Raw genomic sequence first — 21847 nt, forward strand, 5'->3', positions numbered from 1 at the left:
GTGGTTCCCTTCTATCCGGCATAGCGGGCAAGCCGCTCCTCAAGCGTGCCGGCATGCAGCTCGAACAGGTGATTGTCGAAGTCGTAGAAGTACAGCGACTCTCCCTCTCCCGCCACCCTTCCGCGGGGCGGCAGGAATTCGACGCCGAGCGACTCCAGCCTGGCCCTGTATCCCGGCAGGTCGGCAGACGCCACCTTGAAGGCAAGGTGCCGATACGACCTTACGGCCGGCGGTTCCCCTTCCATGGCAGCGATCCAGACACCGCCGAGGAGAAAGAACTTTTCTCTCGACAGAGAGAAATTCTTTGTTTCGTCGTATATCTCCGTGGCACCCAGCCCCTTGCACAGGAAAAGCGCCATCCGGTCGAGATCCCGCACGATGAAGGTGATATGGCTGATTCCCTCGATCAATTTCCGACCTCCATCTCGAAACAGTAAAACTCCCCCTTGCGGAACCGGACGCCGTCGGCGGAGAAAGTTTACGTCACCCGACGCCGGCTGATGACCAGGTAGATGCCGGCCAGTACCAGCCCTCCCCCGAGCAGTTGCCGCAGGGTGAGGTGTTCCCCCAGGAGCGGTGCGGCCAGGGCCGCCGTGACCACCACCTGAGCCAGCAGAGACACCGACACCGCCGATGCCTTCAGGTGCCCCAGCGCATAGTTGACCGCCAGCCAGCCCCCCAGGTGCGAGACCAGGGCCAGGGCCGCCAGATAGGCCCAGGAGCGGGCGCCGTAGCCGGCCAGGGGCAGCCCCAGGGAGAGATTGAGGACCAGCAGCAGGACTGTGCCGGCTGCCACGGAAAAGGTCATGAAGGTCAGGGTGTCGATGCTGGAGCGCGCCTTCTGGGTCGTCAGCAGGTAGGCGCCGTAGAAGAATCCGGCCGCCACCGCCATCAGGTCCCCCTTACCGGGGCCGGAGGCGCTCCATCCCGTTGTCCCGACCACCAGCGCCATCCCTGCCAGGGCGGTGAGCAGGCCGAACCAGTAGCGGCCGCTCAGGCGTTCCCGGAAGATCAACCAGGCGCCCAGTCCCACCCAGATCGGAGCGTTGTTCCCCAGCAGAGTGGCGGTGGAGGCGGTGGTGAGCATGATGCTGGTATTCCAGAGAATCAGGTCCAGGGCCAGGAAGATGCCACCGGCCAGGGTGAGCCACAGCCGCACCCCGGAGGGCCGGGCCGCGCCGGAGGAAAGCCACCAGGGCACCAGCACGAGGCCGGTGATCAGGAAACGATAGAAGGCCGACACCGGACCCGGCACGCCGGCCAGTTTGACGAACAGGGCGGAGCCGCTGATGCAGAGCACGCCGGCGATCAGTGCAGCATAGGCCATGCCCCGGCCGCCGTGAAGCATCGCTTCCGCAACATTCCGGCACGGTGCCGGATCAACGGCCTGAACTGTGGCTATGTCGGGTGATGTTTGTTCCAAGGTAAGGGCTCCCGGCGGATATGAGTTTTCATCACTACGCGATCATACATGCCAGAGAGTTCACCCGAATGCAACCAATGTCATCACTGGAAATCCGACAGAATAGCGGAGTAGATATCCTCCACCAGCCGCAGGGCACCGGTGTAGCCCACGTAGGAACGATCGAACACCAGGCGGTCGCTGACCGGCATGGAAACCGACAGGGCGAACCCGTTCAGATCCTTTGCCAGGGGGCGCTCCCAGGACGAGCCGAGTATCAGCGGCCGCGAACGGAATTTGGTGGCGCGCAGCTCGCTCTGCACCTGGCCGCCGTCCGGAGTGAAGGTCACCTCGGCGCCGATCCCTTCGCCCAGGTCCTTGAAGTATCCGGCCACGCCGGCCTGGAGGTGGTCGGGGATGCCGTCGGTCACGTAGAGGCGGTCCGGGATCAGCCCCAGGTCGCTCACCAGGAACTTGGCCAGCCCCAGCCCGTAGGCGCTGTCGGTGATGGTGGTGAAGTGGCGCGGCAAAAAGCGCGTCTCCAGCAGCACCTCCGCGGCCCGTTCGATGAAGTGATAGTAGTGATCCTCCCGCTCCGCGATGTACGCCTCCACCCGCTTCGCGTCCAAGTCGGCGAACCCGGCCAGGGCGCGCAGGAACTTGCCGGTCTCGGTCGGGCCGATGGGAAGCACCGGGGAGTGCAGAAACGGTGTGTCGAATTTTTCCTCCAGCCGCTGTACCGCCTTGAGCCCCACCCAGGGGGAGACCAGCAGGTTGAACTGGGCCGTAGGGACCCGATCCAGGGCCGCCACGCCGCCCCGTGGGCCAAAGATGATGTTGGGCGTGAGGCCGGTGGCGGTCAAGAGTTCCCCCAGCTCGGCGTAGACGCCGGTCCAGAATGGGTCCTGGTAGGGGACCACGGCCCAGACGTTCACCAGCCCCCGGACCGTCTCGGCGCCCGGCTTCAGGTACTGGTCGATGATGGCCTCCAGCACCAGCTCATGGCCGATGAAGTTGGAGCCCTTGAAACCGCCGGTCTCGGCCCAGACGATGGGCTTGCCCTGCTTCTGGAAACGGCGTACCACGTCCCCCACGTCGTCCCCGACGATGTCCGAGGTGCAGCCGGTCAGGACTGCAAAGAAATCCGCGTCAATCACCTTGAAGGTGTTCTCGACAACCTCGTGGAGCTTGTCCGTGGCGCCGAAGACTACGTCCCGCTCCGTGGCGTTGGTGCAGGGGACGGTGTGTCCCCCGGCATAGCCCGAGCCCTGGCCGCCGTTCTGGAGCCCCACGGCGCCCCACAGCTTCTGGCCGCAGCCCGGCCCGGCGTGCAGGATCGGGATGGCCCGGTCGATGGCCAGGACCGACTGTAATCCCCCCAAAGTACAGACGTGACGAACCTGATCGATGATCTGCGCCATCTCAGTACCCCCCCGCCGCTTCGAGAAGCGAAAAGCTGTCCTGGGAGATCCACCAGTCGCTGTAGGGCAGCTTGATCCGCTCCGCCAGCTTGCGTGCCAGGGAACGGTTGGTCAGCTTGTCGATGATCACGTTGCCGAAGTTGAGGATGCCGTTGAAGCCGAAGGCCGCGTATTCGTCGGTGATCATGTAGGAGGCGATTCCCATCTTGGTGGCCCAGACCGAGGAGCCGCCGTGGCGGGTGACGTAGATGTCCGGCTTGAGCTTGCCCAGCAGGTTGACGATCTCGTAGTTCTGCTGGTCCCCCACGCTGACCCCCAGGCTCTCGTCCGCCTCGGCCAGCCGCTTGGTGGATTCCGGCACCTCGCCGTGGTCGTAGTTCTGGTCGAAGTGCCAGGTGGCGGCCCAGATCACCTCTACGCCCAGTTCCCGCAGGACACGGGTATAGTTGTGGCCGAAGCTCGGCCCCATGCCGACCACGGCGGTCTTGCCCTTCAGCTTGGCGCGGATGTCCGCCAGTTCGTCGGCGATGCGCGTCTCCTCGGCGCTGATATGAGCCTCCACCGCGTCCCGTTCACCCAGCAGGTCCCCCAGGGAGCGCAGCCAGTTCTTGTAGCCGGTGATGCCGTGGGGCTGCTCGGTCTTGACGTAGGACACGCCGTAATACTGCTCCAGGCCGTTGCCCAGGTAACTCCCCAGGGTGCCGCAGATGCTGACCGTGGCCCGGGCCTCGGAGATCCGCCGGATCTGCTCCACGCTGCTGTGCTGGAGGAGGAAGACCGGCTCCACCCCCAGCTTGGCGAAGGTGGCGATGATCTCCCTGCGGGCACTGCCGCGGAAGTTGACGAAGTTCACGGTGTTGGACGTGAAGCCGGATCGGGGCGGCTCCACGATGCCGTGCAGCACCGCGTGAAAGGCGGCGTCGAAGCCGCTGGCCCAGACCTTGGTCTTGAACCCCTCGCAGAAGGCCGGCACCAGCGGTATGCCCAGTTCGTCCTTCAGTTCGTTCAGCACGCTCTGGATGTCCTCGCCGATGATCCCGGAGACGCAGGAGGTAGTGACGAAGATGGCGTTGGGCTTGTAGCGTTCATAGGCCTGGAGGATCGTGTCCCGCAGCTTTTCCGTGGCGCCGAAGACTGTGTCCCGCTCCTCCAGATTGGTGCTGATGATCTGGACGTTGCGGTATTCCAGCCCCCGCAGGCGCGCCCCGGACTTGTAGTTGACGTTGCCCGGCACCGAATCGGCCGCACAGCCCACCGGCGCATGGTTGATCACCAGCGCGTCCGTGATGCTGCCGAGCTGGTTCTGGCAGCAGCCCGACGAGCAGGCGCTGGCCTGGGTGAAGCAGCGTTCCCGGTTCTGTGCGCTGCAGGTGGTGGCCTGCCCGTGCAGGTCGCCGATGGTGCCGACATAGCCGGTGATGGCCTTCAACCGGTTCTCCCGGATCGGCACCTCGTTCCGTTTGATGTCTATGATGCCCATACACCCTCCGTCCGATCGGTCAGGCCCCAAACAAAAAAAGACCGGATGCGTTGGTACGCAGCCGGTCTCCTGTTAACAGGTGAACCTGACAATCAACTATAGATTTTGTAGCTTTCTACAGGCATACATGGCATTTGTCAATCCTTATTCGGTTCTCGCTGTTGTGTCCTCGGTTATGCCAGTTGAAGGGGGCACGAAAGGTTATTTGGCGGTCATATCTAGAGAAATTCAGGCGCAGAGAGAGGTGGTTGAGTGTTACGAAAAAGTAACATGGGACGTGATATGACGGGTGGGATGCAGCCAGAATGCCCCTAATCTAGCAGGCCCTCCTATTTGTGAGCATTATTGACACAAAGTATTTAGGATTTAAAATTATCAATGTGTTGCCAGCTATGATCACTTCCTGTCGCAGGCGTGAAGTGGCGGCAACCACAACAAAAGACAAAGGGAGGAGAAAATGAAAGTTAAATACGTGTTATCTTTGGCAGCCCCGCTCACCATCTTTTTTGCTACCGCAGCCTTGGCCGCGCAAGGCCCCTGCGCCGAGGACATCAACAAACTGTGCAAGGACGTGACCCCCGGTAGCGGAAAGGTTCTTGCCTGCCTTAAGGCGAATGAGGCATCAGTATCATCTGCTTGCAAGGAGCATCTGGGCGAGATGAAACAAAAGCTGAAGGCAGTCCAGAAGGCATGTCATGATGACGTAGAACAATTCTGTTCCGAGGTCAAGCCCGGGAAAGGTGCGATCGCTAAATGCCTGAAAGAACACTCCGATCAAGTGTCCGTCGTGTGCAAGGAGACAATAGCCAAAAACAAAGAAAAACAATAGGTTTAAGGGGTAGGTGGGCTAGAGAACGAGGTTTCCCTGCCCTTCCTTCGCTATAACACATGCAAGGACAAGATTTCTCTCCATTACTCCGGTTCAGTCTGGTGCCAGCCAAACTGAACCGGAGTTTCTTTTTTGGGGCTCTATTTATTCCTCTCGCTTAATAATTAAAATTGATCTGGTTCATAGCTATGCTTCAGCTTCTATGACACCAATAGAAGGGTCCTGTATGCTCTTGGGTGGCTGAGCGAACATGATGGCAATCCTCCCCACCACAGCGCAACAGGTCATAGTCAGGATCATTGGCAAGCCGGTCCCGTTGTGGAACATCCCGACAAATGCTCCCGCCGTGGCCCCCAGAGTGTATTGGATTGTCCCCAGCAGTGCGGAGGCAGTGCCTGCCGATGCAGCAAATGGTGCCAGGGCAAGCGCCGTGACGTTTGGATAGAGAAGTCCGGTGGTACAGAGGCAAATGAACAGGAGAGTGAGTTGCGCCGGGAACCCGCCGATACCGGTCATGGTTGCCAAGGTCAACAAGAGTGCCCCCAGAAGATTGACGGTGAAGGTAAAGTTCAGGATCTGCTCTGAGGTGTAGCGTCGCAGCAGTTTGCGGTTCAGTTGTGATGACCCTATCAGTCCAAAGGCGTTCAACCCGAAGATGATACCGAAGTGCTGAGGGGAAATTCCGCGCAGTTCGATGAAAAGTTGCGGAGCACCGGCAATGTAGGAGAAATTGAAACCAGCGACGGCTCCTAAGGCGATGGCATGCAGCAGATACTGCCGGTGCCTGAACAGACTGCCATAACCTGCTACCATTTCCATGAGGCTGCGTTCGCTACGTCGTTCAACCGGTAACGATTCAGGCAGCCATACCAATGATGCGCCGAAGGAAATAACGCCGAAAATCCCCAGAAAACCAAAGATTCCCCGCCAACCAGTGAACAAGAGTAGCTGTCCACCGGCCAGGGGGCAAGAATCGGAGCAGCCCCCATCACGAGCATGAGCAGCGAAAACATCCGTGCTGCGTCGGCGGTATCATACAGGTCGCGGACAATGGCCCGAGAGATGACTATGCTGGCTCCACCCCCCAAGGCCATGATTACTCGCCAAAAAAGCAGCCCTTGGCCGGAACGTATCAAGGCGCAGCCAATGGTGGAAATGATATAAAGCCCCAAACCGAACAGGAGGGGGCGCTTCCTTCCCCATCGGTCAGCAACCGGACCATAGAACAACTGGCCGAACGCAGAACCGAACAGGAAAGCAGATACCGACAGATGCACTGTTCCGAGCGGAACGGCGAGGTCTTGGGCAATCTGTGGAAAGGCCGGAAGATACATGTCAATGGACATGGAGTTAAAGGCGGTCAGTGCGCCGAGAATAAGTACTAGTATCATCAGGTTAATTTGCCGTGTTGCTACTTCCTCTTTCACTTTGCAAAATCCTTTTGGTCTATTTGCTCATTTTACGTCATGATGACGGGTCATAGCCTTGAACGGTACAGAGTTCCTAGGCTCAACACCACTTCGCTGATTTAGCGTTCTAGCCGTGCTTTATAGCCTGGGTACGGCGAGAAATTGTCTCCGTGGGACAAGGCCGATTTTTGCCTTTGAAAATATTACGGCAACCGGTTGTATTCGTCGTCAGAAACCGGTTCAAGCCATTCATTTGAACCACCCTCTGCCGGAACTTCAACCGCTACATGAGAAAACCAACTGTCTTTTGCGGCTCCATGCCAGTGTTTGGTTTCCGGGGCAATATTGACTACGTCACCTGCGTGCAGTTCCCGTGCTGGTTTCCCCCACTCCTGATACCAGCCGCGTCCCCCGGTCACGAGAAGGATCTGCCCTCCCTTGTGGTGAATGTGCCAGAAATTGCGGCAGCCGGGCTCAAAGGTCACGTTGCCGATAAAAACCCTTTCGGTGGACAGCATATTGAGGTAACTGGTGCCGGTAAAATATTTTGCATATTTGTCATTCTTGTCCCCCCGGTAAAAGATTCCGCCGTTGGCTGCATCATCATTTTTTTGACTCATATTTTTCACCTTGGGAATTTTCAAGACCTGATCAAGAACGGCTCCGGCGTTATCCGCAACCTTTGCACCGCATTCGATTTGCAGAATGTCCACCAGTTCCCGAAGCTGCCCAGGCGACAGGCCGTTGTGCATGCCGATAGCCATATGCCCCTGCAACTGTGGGTTAACCCCCTCGATAGCGGCCAGAGCTGCCACTGTCGCCAATTCCCGGTCTTGCCAGTTCAGCACGTCGCGCTGGAAAATGTCGCCGAAGAGGTGAGCTTTCAAGAACTGGTCGATGATCGGGGCAAAATCATACAGCGGTCCTGTCACAGGTTGGCCAACCAGTTGCGTCTGGTTTTTCGTGCCCATCTGAAGGCTGCTTTTACTTGTCGGCATCGGGCTGGCCTCCTTGCCGATCTCGTCCTTGATGCCTTTTCCCCCGCGCTCGTTCATAACGGCCATGAACGTGCTAATGCCATTCAGGCTCCGAGGGAAGCCCGCGTAGGCGTACAGCTGGACAAGGATTTCCTTTATTTCATTTACGGTCAGCCCCGCATCAAGTCCGTCACTTAAGGCCGTTTTCAAGCGGATAAGGTCTCCGTTGGCCGTGAAAGCCGCGATAGGAATGATGGCTCGCTGCTTTGCATTCAGATGATCTTGCATGGTTTTAGCCTCAGCTATGAGAGATGTGCACAACATCATTATACAACCATATGAAAGGACAAATAGTCGTCTCACCATATAAATTACCCTGTATTTGCTGGTGTTTATCTTTGCATTGCAAGAGCCCCCAAACCACTTCAGCGACTGTTGTTCATCGGTGCCTATCGCCTCATTTCATATTCTTGTTGAAGAACTCGGTGATCTTGTCAAACGGAATCTTGCCGCTCTGCTTGTCATACAAGTCAACATGGTTGGCGTTTGGCACAATGACCAGCGCCTTCGGTTGTGCGGCTTCCTGATAAGCGGTTTCAGCGAAGTAACGCGAATGGGCTTTTTCGCCGGTGATAATCAACACGGGGCGTGGCGAAATTTCCTTTATGTACGTAAGTTGCGGGAAGTTCATAAACGCAATTGGCGTAGTAATCGACCACGCACCTGTCGAGTTTATCGAACGCGGATGGAAGCCACGTTTGGTGCGGTAGTAATCAAAGAACTCTGCCACAATAGGATGGGCGTTCGCAGGCAGGGTTTCAGGAAGGATACGTGACGCACGGGTGACATTGCCTTTTTCGTCGAATACAACATCGTTGCTTGCGTAAGCGGGCTTGCCGTTTTCCGCGTCTTTCCAACGCTGTAAACTCAAATTCTCCAGTACTTTGGTGCGTTGTTCCGGTGTGTAACTGTCTTGAAAACCCTTACCATAAACCCGAGACATATCGTACATCACAGAGCTTGCAACTGCCTTGATGCGCTTGTCAACGGCAGCAGCACTCAGGTTCAGGCCACCATAACCACAAACACCCAGCAGCCCAATACGGTTACGGTCAACAATATCCAGCAGGCCCAGGTAGTCCACTGCGGCCATCACATCCTCGGTATTAATATCAGGCGATCCGATGTTACGTGGTTCCCCGCCGCTTTCACCGGTATAGGACGGGTCAAACGCCAATGCTACGAAACCGCGCTCGGCCATTTCCTGCGCGTAAAAGCCAGATGATTGCTCTTTTACTGCGCCGAATGCACCACTCACTGCAAGTGCTGGCAGTTTGCCTGTGCCACGCTTTTTCGGGACGTAGACATCCGCAACAAGCGTCATGCCATAGCGATTTTTGAAGGTAACTTTCTGATGTTCGACAGCTTTGCTTTTTGGGAACGTTTTATCCCATTTTTTGGTCAGTTTCACGGCGCTTCCTCGCATTGGCAGGTTTAAAGCCGCTAACGCGGACTGTGCGCCAATTAACATGACTGCGCCCGCAATAAGAGAGAATTGGATCAGCTTTTTACGAGATATGGGATTGTTCATTGGATGTCTCCTTTCAGTATATGAAAAGTGTCTTTTTGGTGCTTACGATGCTCCCTTAAGAATGTCCGTTACTACTTCGGGGGTATAGATATTCGCGATCCCAAAAGCTTGGACATAAATCTGGACGTTATCGACGACGGTTGGCAGATCAGCCTCAGTTATGCCGAACTGGCTGAGGCGTGTTGGCGTGCCGATCTTGTTGAACCAGTTCTCAAGTGCTGCAATGCCTTCTTCGGGCGTCTCCCCGCCGAATACGTGTTTGGCAAAGCGCGCGAACTGGGGCCTGTTCTGTTTGAGATACCACTTCATCCAGGCTGGCATTACCACCGAAAGCCCTGCACCGTGCGGCACGTTGAAGAGTGCGGAAAGTGAATGCTCGATAGCATGGTTGGGATAACTGAATCCCCCCGCGCCGGAAAAAGTCAGGCCATTCAGTGCCAATGTTGACGTCCAGGCGAACTGGGAACGGGCCTCATAGTCCGCCGGGTTTGTCAGCAGCGTTTCGGTTGTCTCAATGACCGTGTAGATCAGGGATTCGACCAGGCGCGATTGTACTTTCGGGAATGCAGTCGCCGTGAAATAGCTTTCGATCAGATGGGCGATAACATCGGATGCCGAATAAACCAGATAGTCGCGCGACACTCCTTGCATCAGCGCGGGGTTGACGATGGAAACTCTAGGAAACAATGGGGGAGCCGAAATGAAGAGCTTTTCCTTGGTTTCCTCATTGGTAACAACCGCCGCAGGGTTCATTTCACTGCCTGTCGCGGCCAGAGTCAGGATGGCGAACAAAGGCAGCGCGGATTGGATGCCTGTCTTGCCAACAAACAAGTCCCAGACATCGCCATGGTAGCAGACACCAGCGGCAATCGCTTTAACACTGTCAAGTACGGAGCCGCCGCCCACGCTCAGGATGGCATCGACCTGATGCTCCCTCGCCATGACAATGCCTTCACGCACCTTCGAGATGACGGGGTTGCTGACGATGCCGCCAAGTTCGACTGATGCAATGCCTTTTGCCGCAAGACTCTGACTGACCAGATCGAAGAGACCCTCCCGCTTGATGCGCTCACTGCCGTAGCAAAGCAGTACCTTCTTGATTCCGTGCTCCTGCAAATGCTGGCCGATCAATTTTTCCTTACCGGTACCGAATTCGATTTTGGTTGGATTGAAATACGTGAAGTTTTCCATGGCATCCTCATGATGGTTAAACAAGAATTTGGCCTTCTGTTGAATTCAACCTACCGCGGATGACAATAAAGGAGATAGATCAATCCTCTAAACTTATTGCCTAATCCTGCAAGGTCATCCGAAAATGTTGTAAGGTGGCTTCATGGCTGATAGTATGACTATATTGCTCGGAGTCGAAAACATACCGATAAAATGAATGGATACGGTGATGTTATGAAAAATAGGATGGAAGTTGCGCTTGGAACTCTAAGGAATGATATTGCACGATGGGCGAATGCGGGTGAGCATGCTCAAAGCGCGATAAAGGAATTATCCTTTTTCCGGGAAGACGGGCCTACCGAACCATTCAGCGCAGTGTATGAACCGTGTATCTGCATGGTCGTGCAGGGAGCTAAACGCGCCATACTCGGAAACGAATCGTACATATACAATCCTCGCCAGTATTTGATCGCATCCGTTGATTTGCCCACATTTGTTCAGGTCATTGAGGCGAGCAAAGAAAAGCCATTGCTGGGGCTCAAACTGACGCTTGACCTGCAGCAGGTTTCCCAACTGCTCATTGACGGTAATTTCCCACATCATCGTGCGCAGCAATCCGGTCATGGCATGGCGACGAGCGAGCTAACCCTGCCACTGCTTTCTGCCTTTCAGCGTCTTGTTGATCTTCTTGATGAAGAGCACGACATTCCGATGCTTGCGCCGATCATCCAGAAAGAGATCATCTATCTGTTACTTGTTGGAGAGCAGGGGGCACGTCTACGTCAGATTGCGGCGGCTGGAAGCCAGAGTCAACAGGTAGCCCGGGCTATCGAATGGTTGAAAAACAACTTCTCACAACAGGTTCGTATTGACGATCTAGCGTCCCAGGCACGTATGAGCACTTCTTCATTTCACAATCATTTCCGGTCTATTACGGCTCAAAGCCCATTGCAGTACCAAAAGCATCTGCGTTTGCACGAAGCCAGGCGCTTAATGCTGGCGGAGTCACTGGATGCCGCTACCGCAGCGTTTCAGGTCGGTTATGAAAGCCCGTCACAGTTTAGCCGTGAATATAGCCGTATGTTTGGGGCACCGCCATTAAGAGACATCTCGAAATTGCGCCAGTCAAACATTGCTGATAGCCTAACTGTATCTAATGGTAATCCGTAAATCATACAGATGGGACTTGTAAATAAGAGTGCCCACCATCAAAATGTTCTAGCAAAAAATACCAAGACACAGGTGAGCTAGAGGAAACGGGACTCCTAACAAACTATTTGCAACCCCGGGGGGCACTTCACAAAGGATATACAGAGGCCGATTGTCGCTACCGCGATGGTCGGCCTGACCTTCCCCCGCTTACTGAACCAGTTTTAGCTTAGGTTTTTCGGTCTTTTGTTCTTTCAAAAAAGTTCTAGAAAATTCTTCGGGCGTCATGTCGTTCAGTGAGCTATGGGGACGTGCAGTGTTGTAATCCTGCCGCCACTCTTCGATGATTTTCCGGGCGCTGTTCAAGCAGACAAAGACGTTGTCGTTCAGGCATTCATCCCGGAATTTGCCGTTGAAGCTTTCGATGTAGGCGTTCTGAGTTGGCTTGCCCGGTTGAATGAATCGCAGCTTGACGTTGTTCTCGTAAGCCCAGAGATCAAGTGCTTTGCTGATGAACTCCGGGCCGTTGTCAACGGTGATCACCTCCGGAAGCCCTTTTGTCATGGCAAGCCGTTCAAGTACCCGGGTCACCCGTTTGCCGGTAATGGAGTGATCTACCTCCAGAACCGGACATTGCTTGCTGAGATCATCGACAACGGTCAGGATCCGGAAGCGTCTGCCGTTGTAAAGGTTGTCCGAGACGAAATCCATGGACCAGTGCTGGTTAATCCGCTCGGGCCTGCCCATGACCACCCTGAGGTGGCTGATCCGCTTCCGGCGCTTCTTCAAGTGAAGAGACAGTCCTTCTTCACGGTAGAGGCGTTCGGTGCGTTTGTGGTTGATCAAATACCCTTCCCGCCGCAGCAGCGTATGCAGTCGGGGAGAGCCGAACTTACGGCGCTGTTCGGCAAGTTCCCGCAAGCGAGTTCTGATCTCAGCATCGTTCTTTGGTTTCGCCTGGTACCGGCAACTGCTCCGGCACAGCCCGACGATGGTACAGGCCCGTCTCTCGCTGAACTGGAATCCCTCTTTGAGGTGGATCACGATGTTCCGCCGGGCGGCAGGCGTTACCACTTTTTTGAAAGAACGTCCTTGATGGCCTTATTTTCCAGCATAGCGTCGGCCAGCATCTGCTTGAGCTTCTTGTTCTCCTCCTCAAGCTGTTTCAGGCGCTTGGCTTCGGAGACTTCCATGCCGCCGTACTTGCTGCGCCAGATATAAAAGGTGGCATCGCTGATGCCGTGCTGACGGCACAGGTCAACGATCTTCATGCCGACCTGAGCCTGTTTCAGGATGCCAATGATCTGCCCTTCGGTGAATCGTCTAGGCTTCATGTATAGTCTCCTTGCGCCTGCGCGTCCTCAACAACAAACTATTCAACCAATGGCACTGGCTGCCCAGTAACACTCTGAGTTGCTGTTACAGGAAAGCTTCATCATAAACGGACTTTGCGGGACTGCTAAGCGCAACAATCCCCTGAGCACTCGCCGCAAGAAACAGCGGCCGCCAATGCCAGGGGACTTGTTTACATATCAATGCTTATGGTAAGGTTCCAGTACTGATCTTCATTTGAATCGGCGCGCCAATGATTACCACGGTTTGGCCCAATGAACTGACCCGTTCAGCTATTGGAGTGGCAAATTCGCAGTAAAGTTTCATACTGTGATCGCCGAAGAAAATAAAACCGGCCCCTCTCGGACAAGCCGGTTATTTATTGTCTGCAGTAATACAACGGGATGCGAAGGTGGGGAAAACGATGGCTTTGATGGAATGGCAAGCGACATTCGAAACCGGCATAGAGGAATTTGACGAACATCACAAATATCTGGTGTACCTGCTCAACCTCGCCCACGACTGCGTCGTGCTCGATGCCGAGCCTGACGAGGTGCAGGCTGTGATCTCGGAGCTCATTAAATATGTTGACTATCATTTTTCAGCCGAGGAACACTGGATGGAGATGCACAACTATCCCGATCTGGCCAGCCACAAGGGAGAACACACCGCGCTGACAGAGAAAGTCTTTGCCTTCAACAATGACTTTATGAACGGGAAAGTGGATCTTTCGACCGATCTGATCCAGTTCCTCATGCAATGGGTAGCCACGCACATTCTCGAGTCGGATGCCAGGTGTGGTCTGTTCGCACAACAACATCGCCTGTGATGTCATTGCTATATAACGGAGCAGCAAGCGCCCTTTCGGATCGTTCCGAAAGGGCGCTTTTGTTTTTACGCTGCACCGGCAAGGGAAAAGATGTGATACCGACCGGAAGGACCATCCGGAGCTTGACAAAAGAAAGAAGACTTACACTATTTTTAATGGGTAGCCGTGATCGGAAACCAATTCCATCTGCGAGGTGCTGTCATGAGCATGATGAAAGAGTTCAAAGAATTCGCCATTAAAGGGAATATGGTCGATATGGCGGTTGGTATCATTATCGGGGCAGCCTTCGGCAAAATAGTGAGCTCCCTTGTGGGGGACGTCATCATGCCGCCGATCGGCGTTCTGCTGGGGGGCGTCGATTTTTCCAACCTGGCGATCGTGGTGAGGGAGGCGGTCGATAACAAGCCGGCAGTGCTTATCAACTACGGAAAGTTCCTGTTGACCATCCTGGATTTCATCATCATCGCCTTTGTCATATTCATGGCGGTGAAGGGCATTAATGCCTTCAGGAAAAAGGAGGCTGCGGCGCCATCGCCCCCTTCCCGGGAGGCGGTTCTGCTTGCGGAGATCAGGGACCTGATAAAGAATAGACCTTAGCCGGATGCGACGGCAGAGTCCCGCACCGAACCGACGGTCTTCTCACGAGGGGGATTATCCGGGGAGGTGGGATTGTCTTTACTGAAGGCACTGGCCCAGGGACCCTTTGGCGCAGATGCTTCCATCCTTCCAGATGGCGCCATCGAGAATGACCTGGTCCAGGTTGGCGGCAGTCATCCCTGCCTGGCGAAGGCTGGCCATCCTCAGGTTGGCTCCGGCCAGATCGGTCCGCTCCAGATTGCTTTCCGTGAGGTCTGCCCGTTCCAGGTTGGCCCTGCTCAGATCGGCCCCTTTCAGGTTACATTTGCTCAGATTGACGCCGACCAGTTGCAGGCCTTTCAGATTTTTGCCGGACAGGTCTCGGCTGTCTTTAAGCACAGCCAGCACCTGCTGAACGGTCATGGTGTCGCCGGTCGGTTTCTCGGCCGCGGCAGCATGTACGGTCTTGCGGGCTTTTTTGCGGAGTTTTTTCCGCTTGGCAACCGCCTTTTTGGCGCTCTTAGTGCCGGCCTTGTTCTCCTGCTCCTGCTGGCTGGCCGCCGGATCGGAAACCGCGGCTTTTTCCGCATCAGTGTCCGCTGCCGGCACAGGGGAGGGGGGCTGTGCAACGGCTAACGCCGGAACAAGGCAGATCAGGATTATCGTCGTCTTCAATCGCAGCATGCGTGGGCCCCTGGTGCTGATGTGGTTCGATGGTGGCCGATACTATCACGTTCTCTCGCAAATTTAAACAACCGGCCTGATTGCGGAGGCACGGGTGTTTCCCCCTCAGCTTTTTGAGCCCTGCTCCCTTTACACCGGGGCAGGGCTCATGTATCATCGCCAGGCAATGAAACGCCTCATCAACCTGTATATAATCCGCGAAATCTCCGTGCTCTTCCTGCTCGGCATCACCGTATTCACCCTGATCCTGCTGATGGGACGACTGATCAAGCTGACCGATCTGGTGATCTCCCGCGGGGTGCCGCTGGCGGATGTGGCCAGGATGATCCTGTATCTGATGCCCTCCTTTCTGGTGTTCACCATCCCCATGGCCTTCCTGCTGGCAGTGCTGCTGGCGTTCGGGCGCCTCTCGACCGACAACGAAATCACGGTCATGAAGGCGGGAGGCATCAGCCTGGTGCAGCTTATGCCGCCGGTGGTGCTGTGCGCCCTGGTGACGGCCACAATGGCCCTGGCTGCCGGCGTAGTGGGCGTTTCGTGGGGTAATACCGCCTTCAAGCGACTGAGCTTCGAGGTCGTGAAACAGAACGTGACCGTAACGATCCGCGAGAAGGTCTTCTGGGACGACATCCCCGGCATTGTCCTGTACACCGACCATTACGACGAGGAACAGCGCCTTCTCAAGGGGGTGATCATCCATGACGGCCGCGACAAGCAGCGCCCCATGACCATCTTCGCCTCTGACGGCACGATCACCGGGGGAGACGCCCGTGAGGACATCCGCCTGATACTCCATCACGGCAGTATCCATGCAACGGGCAAGGAGAAGGAGTATCGTCTGGTGAATTTCGGTGAGTATGCCATGACTATCGGGGCGCCGCTCGGCAGCGGCGGTATCGGCCGCAACGAGCTGGACATGAGCCCAAGGGAGCTGCTCCGGCAGATGGACGATCCGGCTGCCCCGCGTCCGGCGCGTCTCAAGGCAGCGGCCGAATTTCACAGCCGCGTGGCACTGCCGTTCGCTTCACTGGTTTTTGCTGTGCTGGCGGTGCCGCTGGGGATCCAGAGCCGGCGCTCGGGCAAATCGGCGGGGTTTTCGCTCAGTATCGGCATCCTGCTGGCGTACTACATCCTGCTGGCGTTGCTGCGGACCCTGGCGGAGCGGGGAGGCCTCCCCCCTGCGCTAGCCCTTTGGCTCCCCAATCTGCTCTTCTTCGGCCTGGGGTGGGCACTGTTAAGGCTCGCCTCGCAGGAACGCAGCCTGGCTGGCCTCCTGTCGCTGGACGCAGTGCGCCGGTCGTGGCGGAAGGTGAACTGATGGGCATGCTCGGCCGATACATCGCGCAGGCCTGGCTGCACCTGCTGTCCCTCTGTCTGGGCAGCTTCGTGGCCATCTACCTGGTGCTGGACATGATGGACAAGGTGCCGCGCTTTCTGCGAGCCGGGGGGGCGGCAGTCGACATTCTGCGCTTCTTTGTCTGGAAACTGCCCGAAATGATCGGACAGACCGCATCGTTTTCGATCCTGATGACCACGCTGCTGACGCTCGGTCTGCTGTCGCGCAACAGTGAGGTCGTCGCCATGCGCAGTTGCGGCATCAGCCTTCCGCGAATCGCCATGCCGATGCTGTTGCTCGGACTGGCAGCCAGCCTGCTGCTCCTGATCAACGCCGAGATGGTCGTGCCGTTCAGCTACGAGCGGATGAGGAGCATCGAGCGGGTAGACATCAAAAAAGAGGGAAGCCACGCTGTTTTCAGGCGCAACAACATCTGGTTCCGCTCGGATTCGATGATCCTTCAGGCGCAGCTCTTCGATCCGGAGAGCAGGATCCTCAAGGGGGTCACCGTCTGGAACCTCGATAATTCGATGAACCCGCTCAGCCGCATTGATGCCGAATCGGCCATTTACCGCGAGGAACGCTGGATGCTGCACCATGCGACGGTGAAGAACTTCAGCGCCGGTCAGGGGTTTTCAATGCAGACCATGCCAGCCATGGAAGTCAACCTGAACCTGAAGGTGGACGACCTGCGTGTCCTCGACAACAACGCCGACAACATGAGCTTCCGCAAGCTGAAGGAGTATGCCGACAACCTGCAGAGCGGCGGGTATCAGGCCCACCGCTACCTGACCATGATGCACACCAAAGTTTCCGCACCGTTTGCCGCCTTTGTGATGGTTATTCTTGGGATCCCCTTTGCCCTGCACAGCAGCCGTTCGGGGGGCATCGCAATGGGAATAGGAACCAGTATCGGGATCGGTTTCGCTTACTTCGTGATCAATGCGGTACTGCTCTCATACGGACGCAGCGGAGTACTGCCACCGCTGGTGGCGGCCTGGGGAGCGAATTTTCTCTTCGTGGCGGGGGGCACCTGGCTGGCCATGACGGTCAAAAACTGAGTTCCGTCATTCTGCGGTGCCGGGAGAACGCTGTTCATACCGCCTTTGCCTGATACAATATGTGGTGTCACGAACGAATACCCCGGGTTCTCGGGAGGTGCGATGGACGGGCATATGCAGAGCATGAGCAGGATTGTCGGAGTCGGTATTCTGTTGTTCCTTTGGTTCAGCGGTGCCGCTCCGGGCGTTGCGGAAACGGAGCCTGCACAACGGCAGAGAGCCAACACTCAAGTATCGCAGCCGGCCGCAGTGCCGGTCAGCATTCTCAGTATCATACCGGTCCAGGCTGAACCGCAGGCGCGGGTAATGCTGTTCGGCTCCGGCTTTGGAGAGTCTGCCACCGTTTTTCTGGGGGGCACCGAGATCCCGGCGAAGATCACCGATGGTCGTCAGGCCGAATTCAACATCCCCCCCCAACTGGAACCCGGGCTGTACGCCCTGTATCTCAAGCGGTCCGATGGAAATATCGGGCGGCCATACAACTTCACGGTTCTGCCGCTCCGTCCTGTCCTGAGCGGGCTCACGCCCGACCAGATCAACTCCTGCGCCCAGGGCAGAGAGCGTGAGGTAACGGCACTGGGCCGGAATTTCACGGAACGCTCCCAGCTGTTCTTCGACGGCGCCGCCATCAGAAGCCGCTTCATTTCGCCCGGGGAGATCGTATTTTCCGTGCCGCAGGTGGCAGGGGGGCTGCACCACGTCATGGTGAAGGATACGCCGGAAAATGCCTCGGTAACGCAGGGGCTGACAATCGAGACCCGGCCGGAGATCACGCAGGTGACGGTGGGGACCGAATATGTCAATTATTACGAATTGCTGGTAGAAGGAAGAAACTTCAACCAGGATTCTTCGATCTATGTGGATGGCCAGCGCATCGGCGGTCCGAGCCGTCAGGAGAGCGGAGAGCGTGAGAGGGTGATCTATATCGACTGCGGTCACCTTGTCTATCTGAGATTTCCCTATTCGCCGGTCAACAAGGATTTCCGCCTTCAGGTGGTGAGCCGCAACGGGGAGGGGAGCCAGGTTGTGACCGTCACCGCCCCGTAATTGCTTTATATTCAACGGTTTACGTCTGCAGCACACGAGGTCGCATCCTGATACAACAACGTCAGGTATGCGGCCTTTGTCGTTCTAACCACGCAGCCCTCAAAAAACACCCTCTGTAAAATTAAACAGTGACAATTTTATGAGATTAATGTAGGTGTTGGCCCCATACGAGAACGTCAGATAGTTGGGGGCCCTATGCAAAACAGAAATAATGGAGCATCGATCTCTGTCCCGTCACCGTTACCTGCTGTTCGACCGCATTCAAGTACAATCCCGCCAACCAAAAGCACGACTCACAAAATCCTGATTCGGACTGCCCTTGTTTGCGGGCTTTTCACGGCGCCGGCCATCATCCATGCCCTTGAGCAATGCCGGGTCGTGGGTCCGCACGACGGCTGCATTGCAGTCTGGGAGGCCGATAATGCCCCCGTTGCCCCCGGAAAACTACCCGTAGCTGTTTCAAATCATATCCTGGTGACGGACCGGGAGGACAACACCTATGACTATGCCGAGTTGGAGTTCGGCATGGTCAGGAAGACCGCAATGCCTTCCATCGAGATCATCGAAGAGCACGGAAAGGACAAGGTGTCCTACGGAACGCTCCAGCCGCGGTGGAGCGGTGCGATGAAGGATATTCGAGCCTTTCAGGTCCGGACCGCAGCAGGGCTGAAGGACGCCGACCTGGAAACCGTCAAGGGCGCGGTTGTCACGGTTCGCGGCAGCAAAGCGCACGGGAGTGGATTTCTGGTCAGTCCCCATGGGTACATCATCACCAATGCCCACGTTGTCTTCGGTACGGGTGACAGTCCTGTGGTGAAATTCCTGAACGGCACCGAAAAGCCGGCTGAACTGATCAAGATCGATAATCTGAGGGATCTGGCACTGTTGAAGGTAGAGTGCAGCAGGTGTCAGTATCTCTCACTGGGCGATTCGGACAGGATTGAGGTGGGTGATGCCGTTGCCGCGGTAGGCACGCCCCTGGCCCTGAAAAACGAGGGAATGGTGACCATGGGGCAGATCAAAAGCAGGCAGGCGATTCAGGGCATCGGCAGGGGACAGGACTTTATCCAATCGAGCATCCTGACCGCCCCCGGCAACAGCGGTGGCCCCTTGCTGAACCGGGAGAAGCGCGTCATCGGGGTGAACACCCTGAGCAACTTCATGGCTCTGGCGAAGTACTACATGTACACCGGTCAGATGCTCCGCGACAAGCTCATAGGCTGCGCCAGCCCGAGCAATGAGGTGAAGAGGTTCATTGATCGGTGAAGGCGGCAGTTTCTCTTAGTGGCTCCATGTTTTGTCATTCTGGTGGTGAGGGGTGAAGCATGCATAACCAGCGCATCATAAGCAATTGCGAAATCGGGGCAACCATACGGAGACGCCGGCATGAATTGGCACTTTCCCAGGAGGAACTTGCCGCTATGCTGAATGTCACCACCCAGCAGATTCATCGCTATGAAAGCGGCAAGGACAGGATCAGCGTGGAAAAGCTCCAGATTGTTGCTCGTTCACTGTCGGTGCCGCTTACCTATTTCTTCTGTTCCGATGGTGAGGACATTGTGCCGGAGACGGATTCCGAACGGGAATTGCTCATCAATTTTCGGAAGATTCAAAACAATGTGTTCAGGGATCTGGTGATGGATTTCTTGCGCAAGGCACTCCTGCTGGAACTAGGCTTATACTGGCTGGTCATAGGGGGAGAGTTGTTGCAGGTGCTTCCGGAAGTGATGTAAAGCCGGGCACGGTTCAATATCAAGCAATGCTTGATTTTTCGAGCTTAAAAATCAAGCGATGCATTGTGGAAATTTAATTGTATGTTTGTTAATGTGATGGCGTTTTATTGGATTCTGGTCAATTAGGCTCTGGAAGGTCCAGATTGGAGCGGCGGCTTACCGTGGGGTAAAGGAATGAGAGAGCTAGTTTGCACGTGGTGGCGTTTGCGGCGAAGCGACCGAGGAAAGGCGGGTGCTTTCACAAGAAAGGAGGCGGGTAATCATGTACGGTAGTTTTTCCGGTAATCCAAAGACCGAGTGGCTGACCGACTCCAACGACGGGGATCGGGACATGCTGCTTCTCGAAGACTTCTGGTACGACGATCCTGATGAAAAACGATGGATGGCTCCCGTGGGAAGTGTCATTAACGGCGCAGGCATCCCGCGGCCCCTCTGGGCCACCATAGGAAGCCCTGTGGCAATCCAGCAGTTGCCCGCAAGGGTGCCGACAAAATGTTCTACTACGCCTGCTTGGCCGGTGGGTGTTCAAAGATGTAGGCACGTATTTTATACGCGGGCGTACGTATATGGCCCGGAGCCAACCTGTGGTTGAGTTGACGAAATCTGAGCGGATGGGGAGAGGCGTATGAATAACTTACATGACTTACCAACGTCCCCTCAGGACCCCCTGGATCAACGGACTGCTTGGCTTGGCGGCGGCGATGAGTTCGAGAGGAAAACCGAGAAAAGTTGGAAGAGAAGAGTAGTCTGCCTTTTTTTTGTGCCAATTAAAATGCTTTTGGAAAAAATATATCACCAGTTACTTGTATTTATACTTTCTATTATTCTATTTGGATGTAACCATGAACTTTCACAGCAAAATGAAGTTCAGTACGGTGTAGCATCTCCTACATTATCTAATGACAATAGTCAAATACTATTCACACTATGTAATATACCTGGCAAATGTAATATCGCTTTCTACGACATAGACAATGACAAATTAACTTCAGTAAATTACACAAATAACTCAGATATCGGCGGAGCGGTAACCTCTCGTGATGGAAACATGCTGACATTTACCTCGGGCGAAGGTGATGACAGAAATATCTTTATCGTAAATCGCAACGGTACAGACCTGCGGCAGCTTACACATACCTATAATTCTAGGGAGCATGAACGAAATAATGGCGTAGCAGTTGTAAGAATTAATGGCGATCCTTCTTTCTCGCCGGACAGGAAAAAGATACTGTTTGTGAGATCCGGTGTCCGGCGTACAAGGAGCATGGAGGGGGAGATGCTTTCCCATTGGGACGTATATGAATTGGAAATCGCCACGGGGAGGGAGCGACGGCTTACTACATACGAATTTTATGCGATCACCCGGCCATTTTACCTGTCAGACGGCAAGAGGTTTATCTTCAGCGGTTATGGTCCTCAAGGGATTTCGGAAGAGGACCTACGCAACCTCAATACTATACGGCTGATGGATGGGCTCAAGAACAGTCTTGCTCCACCTTTTCAGCATACTACATGGGCTTCCAGCCCTACTATTGCCGACGATGGCACCATTGTCTTCGTATCTCGTACGAATGAAATGGACGGGACCAAGGGAAACTACACATATGACCTGTTTGTTCACCATGGGGGGACAACCCGCCGACTAACAACCATGCGTTACACCATCATTACAGAGCCCTTTCTCTCCCTCGATGGACAATTCGTGGTGTACCTCGCTTCTAGAACAAAAGAAGAAGGGCCTTCGATTTGGCTGGCCAGGGTCGACGGCACGGAAACAAAACATATTGGAATGCCTTGGAAGCGTCTCAAGTAACTATATCA

At 55.5% G+C, this 21847-nt stretch carries 19 protein-coding genes and 1 pseudogene; 10 read left to right on the plus strand and 10 right to left on the minus strand.

Annotation, left to right across the window (positions count from 1 at the left end; genetic code table 11):
• Positions 1-11: 11 nt before the first annotated feature.
• The 4 genes from fosX to GSVR_RS09620 form a co-directional block, all read right to left on the minus strand.
• On the minus strand, positions 12-410 hold the full coding sequence (gene fosX, locus GSVR_RS09605; RefSeq protein WP_305040948.1) for a FosX/FosE/FosI family fosfomycin resistance hydrolase: 399 nt from the start codon (positions 408-410) through the stop codon (positions 12-14).
• Between the two features lie 68 nt (positions 411-478).
• Positions 479-1423, minus strand: coding sequence for a DMT family transporter (locus tag GSVR_RS09610; protein WP_173196466.1), 945 nt, complete (start codon positions 1421-1423; stop codon positions 479-481).
• 83 nt (positions 1424-1506) lie between these two features.
• Positions 1507-2823 (minus strand): nitrogenase component 1, encoded by a 1317-nt coding sequence (locus tag GSVR_RS09615; RefSeq protein WP_173196464.1) that lies wholly within the window; start codon positions 2821-2823, stop codon positions 1507-1509.
• A 1-nt stretch (position 2824) separates the two neighbouring features.
• On the minus strand, positions 2825-4303 hold the full coding sequence (locus tag GSVR_RS09620) for a nitrogenase component 1 (protein ID WP_173196462.1): 1479 nt from the start codon (positions 4301-4303) through the stop codon (positions 2825-2827).
• A gap of 457 nt (positions 4304-4760) precedes the next feature.
• Between GSVR_RS09620 and GSVR_RS09625 the strand changes: the two genes are divergently transcribed.
• Positions 4761-5132, plus strand: coding sequence for a cysteine rich repeat-containing protein (locus GSVR_RS09625; protein WP_173196460.1), 372 nt, complete (start codon positions 4761-4763; stop codon positions 5130-5132).
• Between the two features lie 186 nt (positions 5133-5318).
• On the opposite strand, the pseudogene GSVR_RS22390 reads toward GSVR_RS09625, so the two are convergent.
• From GSVR_RS22390 to GSVR_RS09645, 4 genes and pseudogenes are all read right to left on the minus strand, one after another.
• Positions 5319-6523, minus strand: a pseudogene (locus GSVR_RS22390) (multidrug effflux MFS transporter).
• Between the two features lie 221 nt (positions 6524-6744).
• Positions 6745-7806 carry a carboxymuconolactone decarboxylase family protein gene (locus GSVR_RS09635; protein ID WP_173196458.1) on the minus strand — a complete coding sequence of 354 codons (1062 nt, stop codon included), beginning with the start codon at positions 7804-7806 and terminating at the stop codon, positions 6745-6747.
• Positions 7807-7975: 169 nt separating this feature from the next.
• Entirely contained in the window at positions 7976-9004 is a 1029-nt protein-coding gene (locus tag GSVR_RS09640) for an alpha/beta hydrolase (RefSeq protein WP_370552077.1), read from the minus strand.
• 147 nt (positions 9005-9151) lie between these two features.
• The gene (locus GSVR_RS09645) at positions 9152-10300 is read right to left on the minus strand and encodes an iron-containing alcohol dehydrogenase (protein WP_173196454.1); all 1149 of its coding nucleotides are present in this window, start codon (positions 10298-10300) and stop codon (positions 9152-9154) included.
• Positions 10301-10513: 213 nt separating this feature from the next.
• Here GSVR_RS09645 and GSVR_RS09650 point away from each other — a divergent pair, with 213 nt between their 5' ends.
• On the plus strand, positions 10514-11449 hold the full coding sequence (locus GSVR_RS09650; protein WP_239077506.1) for an AraC family transcriptional regulator: 936 nt from the start codon (positions 10514-10516) through the stop codon (positions 11447-11449).
• Positions 11450-11638: 189 nt separating this feature from the next.
• On the opposite strand, the gene GSVR_RS09655 is transcribed toward GSVR_RS09650, so the two are convergent.
• Positions 11639-12762, minus strand: a protein-coding gene (locus GSVR_RS09655) for an IS3 family transposase (protein ID WP_173196452.1) whose coding sequence is annotated in 2 segments (ribosomal slippage) — positions 11639-12510 and positions 12510-12762 — 1125 coding nt in all. Because the reading frame shifts where the segments join, the coding sequence is not laid out codon by codon here.
• A gap of 422 nt (positions 12763-13184) precedes the next feature.
• Between GSVR_RS09655 and GSVR_RS09660 the strand changes: the two genes are divergently transcribed.
• Positions 13185-13589 carry a bacteriohemerythrin gene (locus GSVR_RS09660; protein ID WP_173196451.1) on the plus strand — a complete coding sequence of 135 codons (405 nt, stop codon included), beginning with the start codon at positions 13185-13187 and terminating at the stop codon, positions 13587-13589.
• A 201-nt stretch (positions 13590-13790) separates the two neighbouring features.
• The gene (gene mscL / locus GSVR_RS09665; RefSeq protein WP_203978855.1) at positions 13791-14186 is read left to right on the plus strand and encodes a large-conductance mechanosensitive channel protein MscL; all 396 of its coding nucleotides are present in this window, start codon (positions 13791-13793) and stop codon (positions 14184-14186) included.
• A gap of 78 nt (positions 14187-14264) precedes the next feature.
• Here mscL and GSVR_RS09670 read toward each other — a convergent pair whose 3' ends face one another.
• On the minus strand, positions 14265-14849 hold the full coding sequence (locus tag GSVR_RS09670; RefSeq protein WP_173196449.1) for a pentapeptide repeat-containing protein: 585 nt from the start codon (positions 14847-14849) through the stop codon (positions 14265-14267).
• Between the two features lie 148 nt (positions 14850-14997).
• Between GSVR_RS09670 and lptF the strand changes: the two genes are divergently transcribed.
• The 6 genes from lptF to GSVR_RS09700 all read left to right on the plus strand — a co-directional run bounded on the left by lptF (position 14998) and on the right by GSVR_RS09700 (position 21839).
• A complete protein-coding gene (gene lptF, locus GSVR_RS09675) occupies positions 14998-16167 on the plus strand; it encodes an LPS export ABC transporter permease LptF (RefSeq protein WP_239077507.1) in 1170 nt (389 codons plus the stop codon).
• A complete protein-coding gene (lptG, locus tag GSVR_RS09680; RefSeq protein ID WP_173196447.1) occupies positions 16167-17246 on the plus strand; it encodes an LPS export ABC transporter permease LptG in 1080 nt (359 codons plus the stop codon). Before lptF ends, lptG begins: the two co-directional genes overlap by 1 nt.
• A gap of 102 nt (positions 17247-17348) precedes the next feature.
• Positions 17349-18293 (plus strand): IPT/TIG domain-containing protein, encoded by a 945-nt coding sequence (locus GSVR_RS09685; protein WP_173196445.1) that lies wholly within the window; start codon positions 17349-17351, stop codon positions 18291-18293.
• 378 nt (positions 18294-18671) lie between these two features.
• Positions 18672-19559 (plus strand): S1C family serine protease, encoded by an 888-nt coding sequence (locus tag GSVR_RS09690; RefSeq protein ID WP_173196443.1) that lies wholly within the window; start codon positions 18672-18674, stop codon positions 19557-19559.
• A gap of 59 nt (positions 19560-19618) precedes the next feature.
• Entirely contained in the window at positions 19619-20026 is a 408-nt protein-coding gene (locus tag GSVR_RS09695; RefSeq protein ID WP_239077508.1) for a helix-turn-helix domain-containing protein, read from the plus strand.
• 625 nt (positions 20027-20651) lie between these two features.
• Positions 20652-21839, plus strand: a complete 1188-nt coding sequence (locus GSVR_RS09700) for a PD40 domain-containing protein (protein ID WP_173196439.1) — start codon at positions 20652-20654, stop codon at positions 21837-21839.
• Positions 21840-21847: the final 8 nt, after the last annotated feature.

Source organism: Geobacter sp. SVR, from assembly GCF_016865365.1.
Taxonomy (GTDB): Bacteria; Desulfobacterota; Desulfuromonadia; order Geobacterales; family Pseudopelobacteraceae; genus Pelotalea.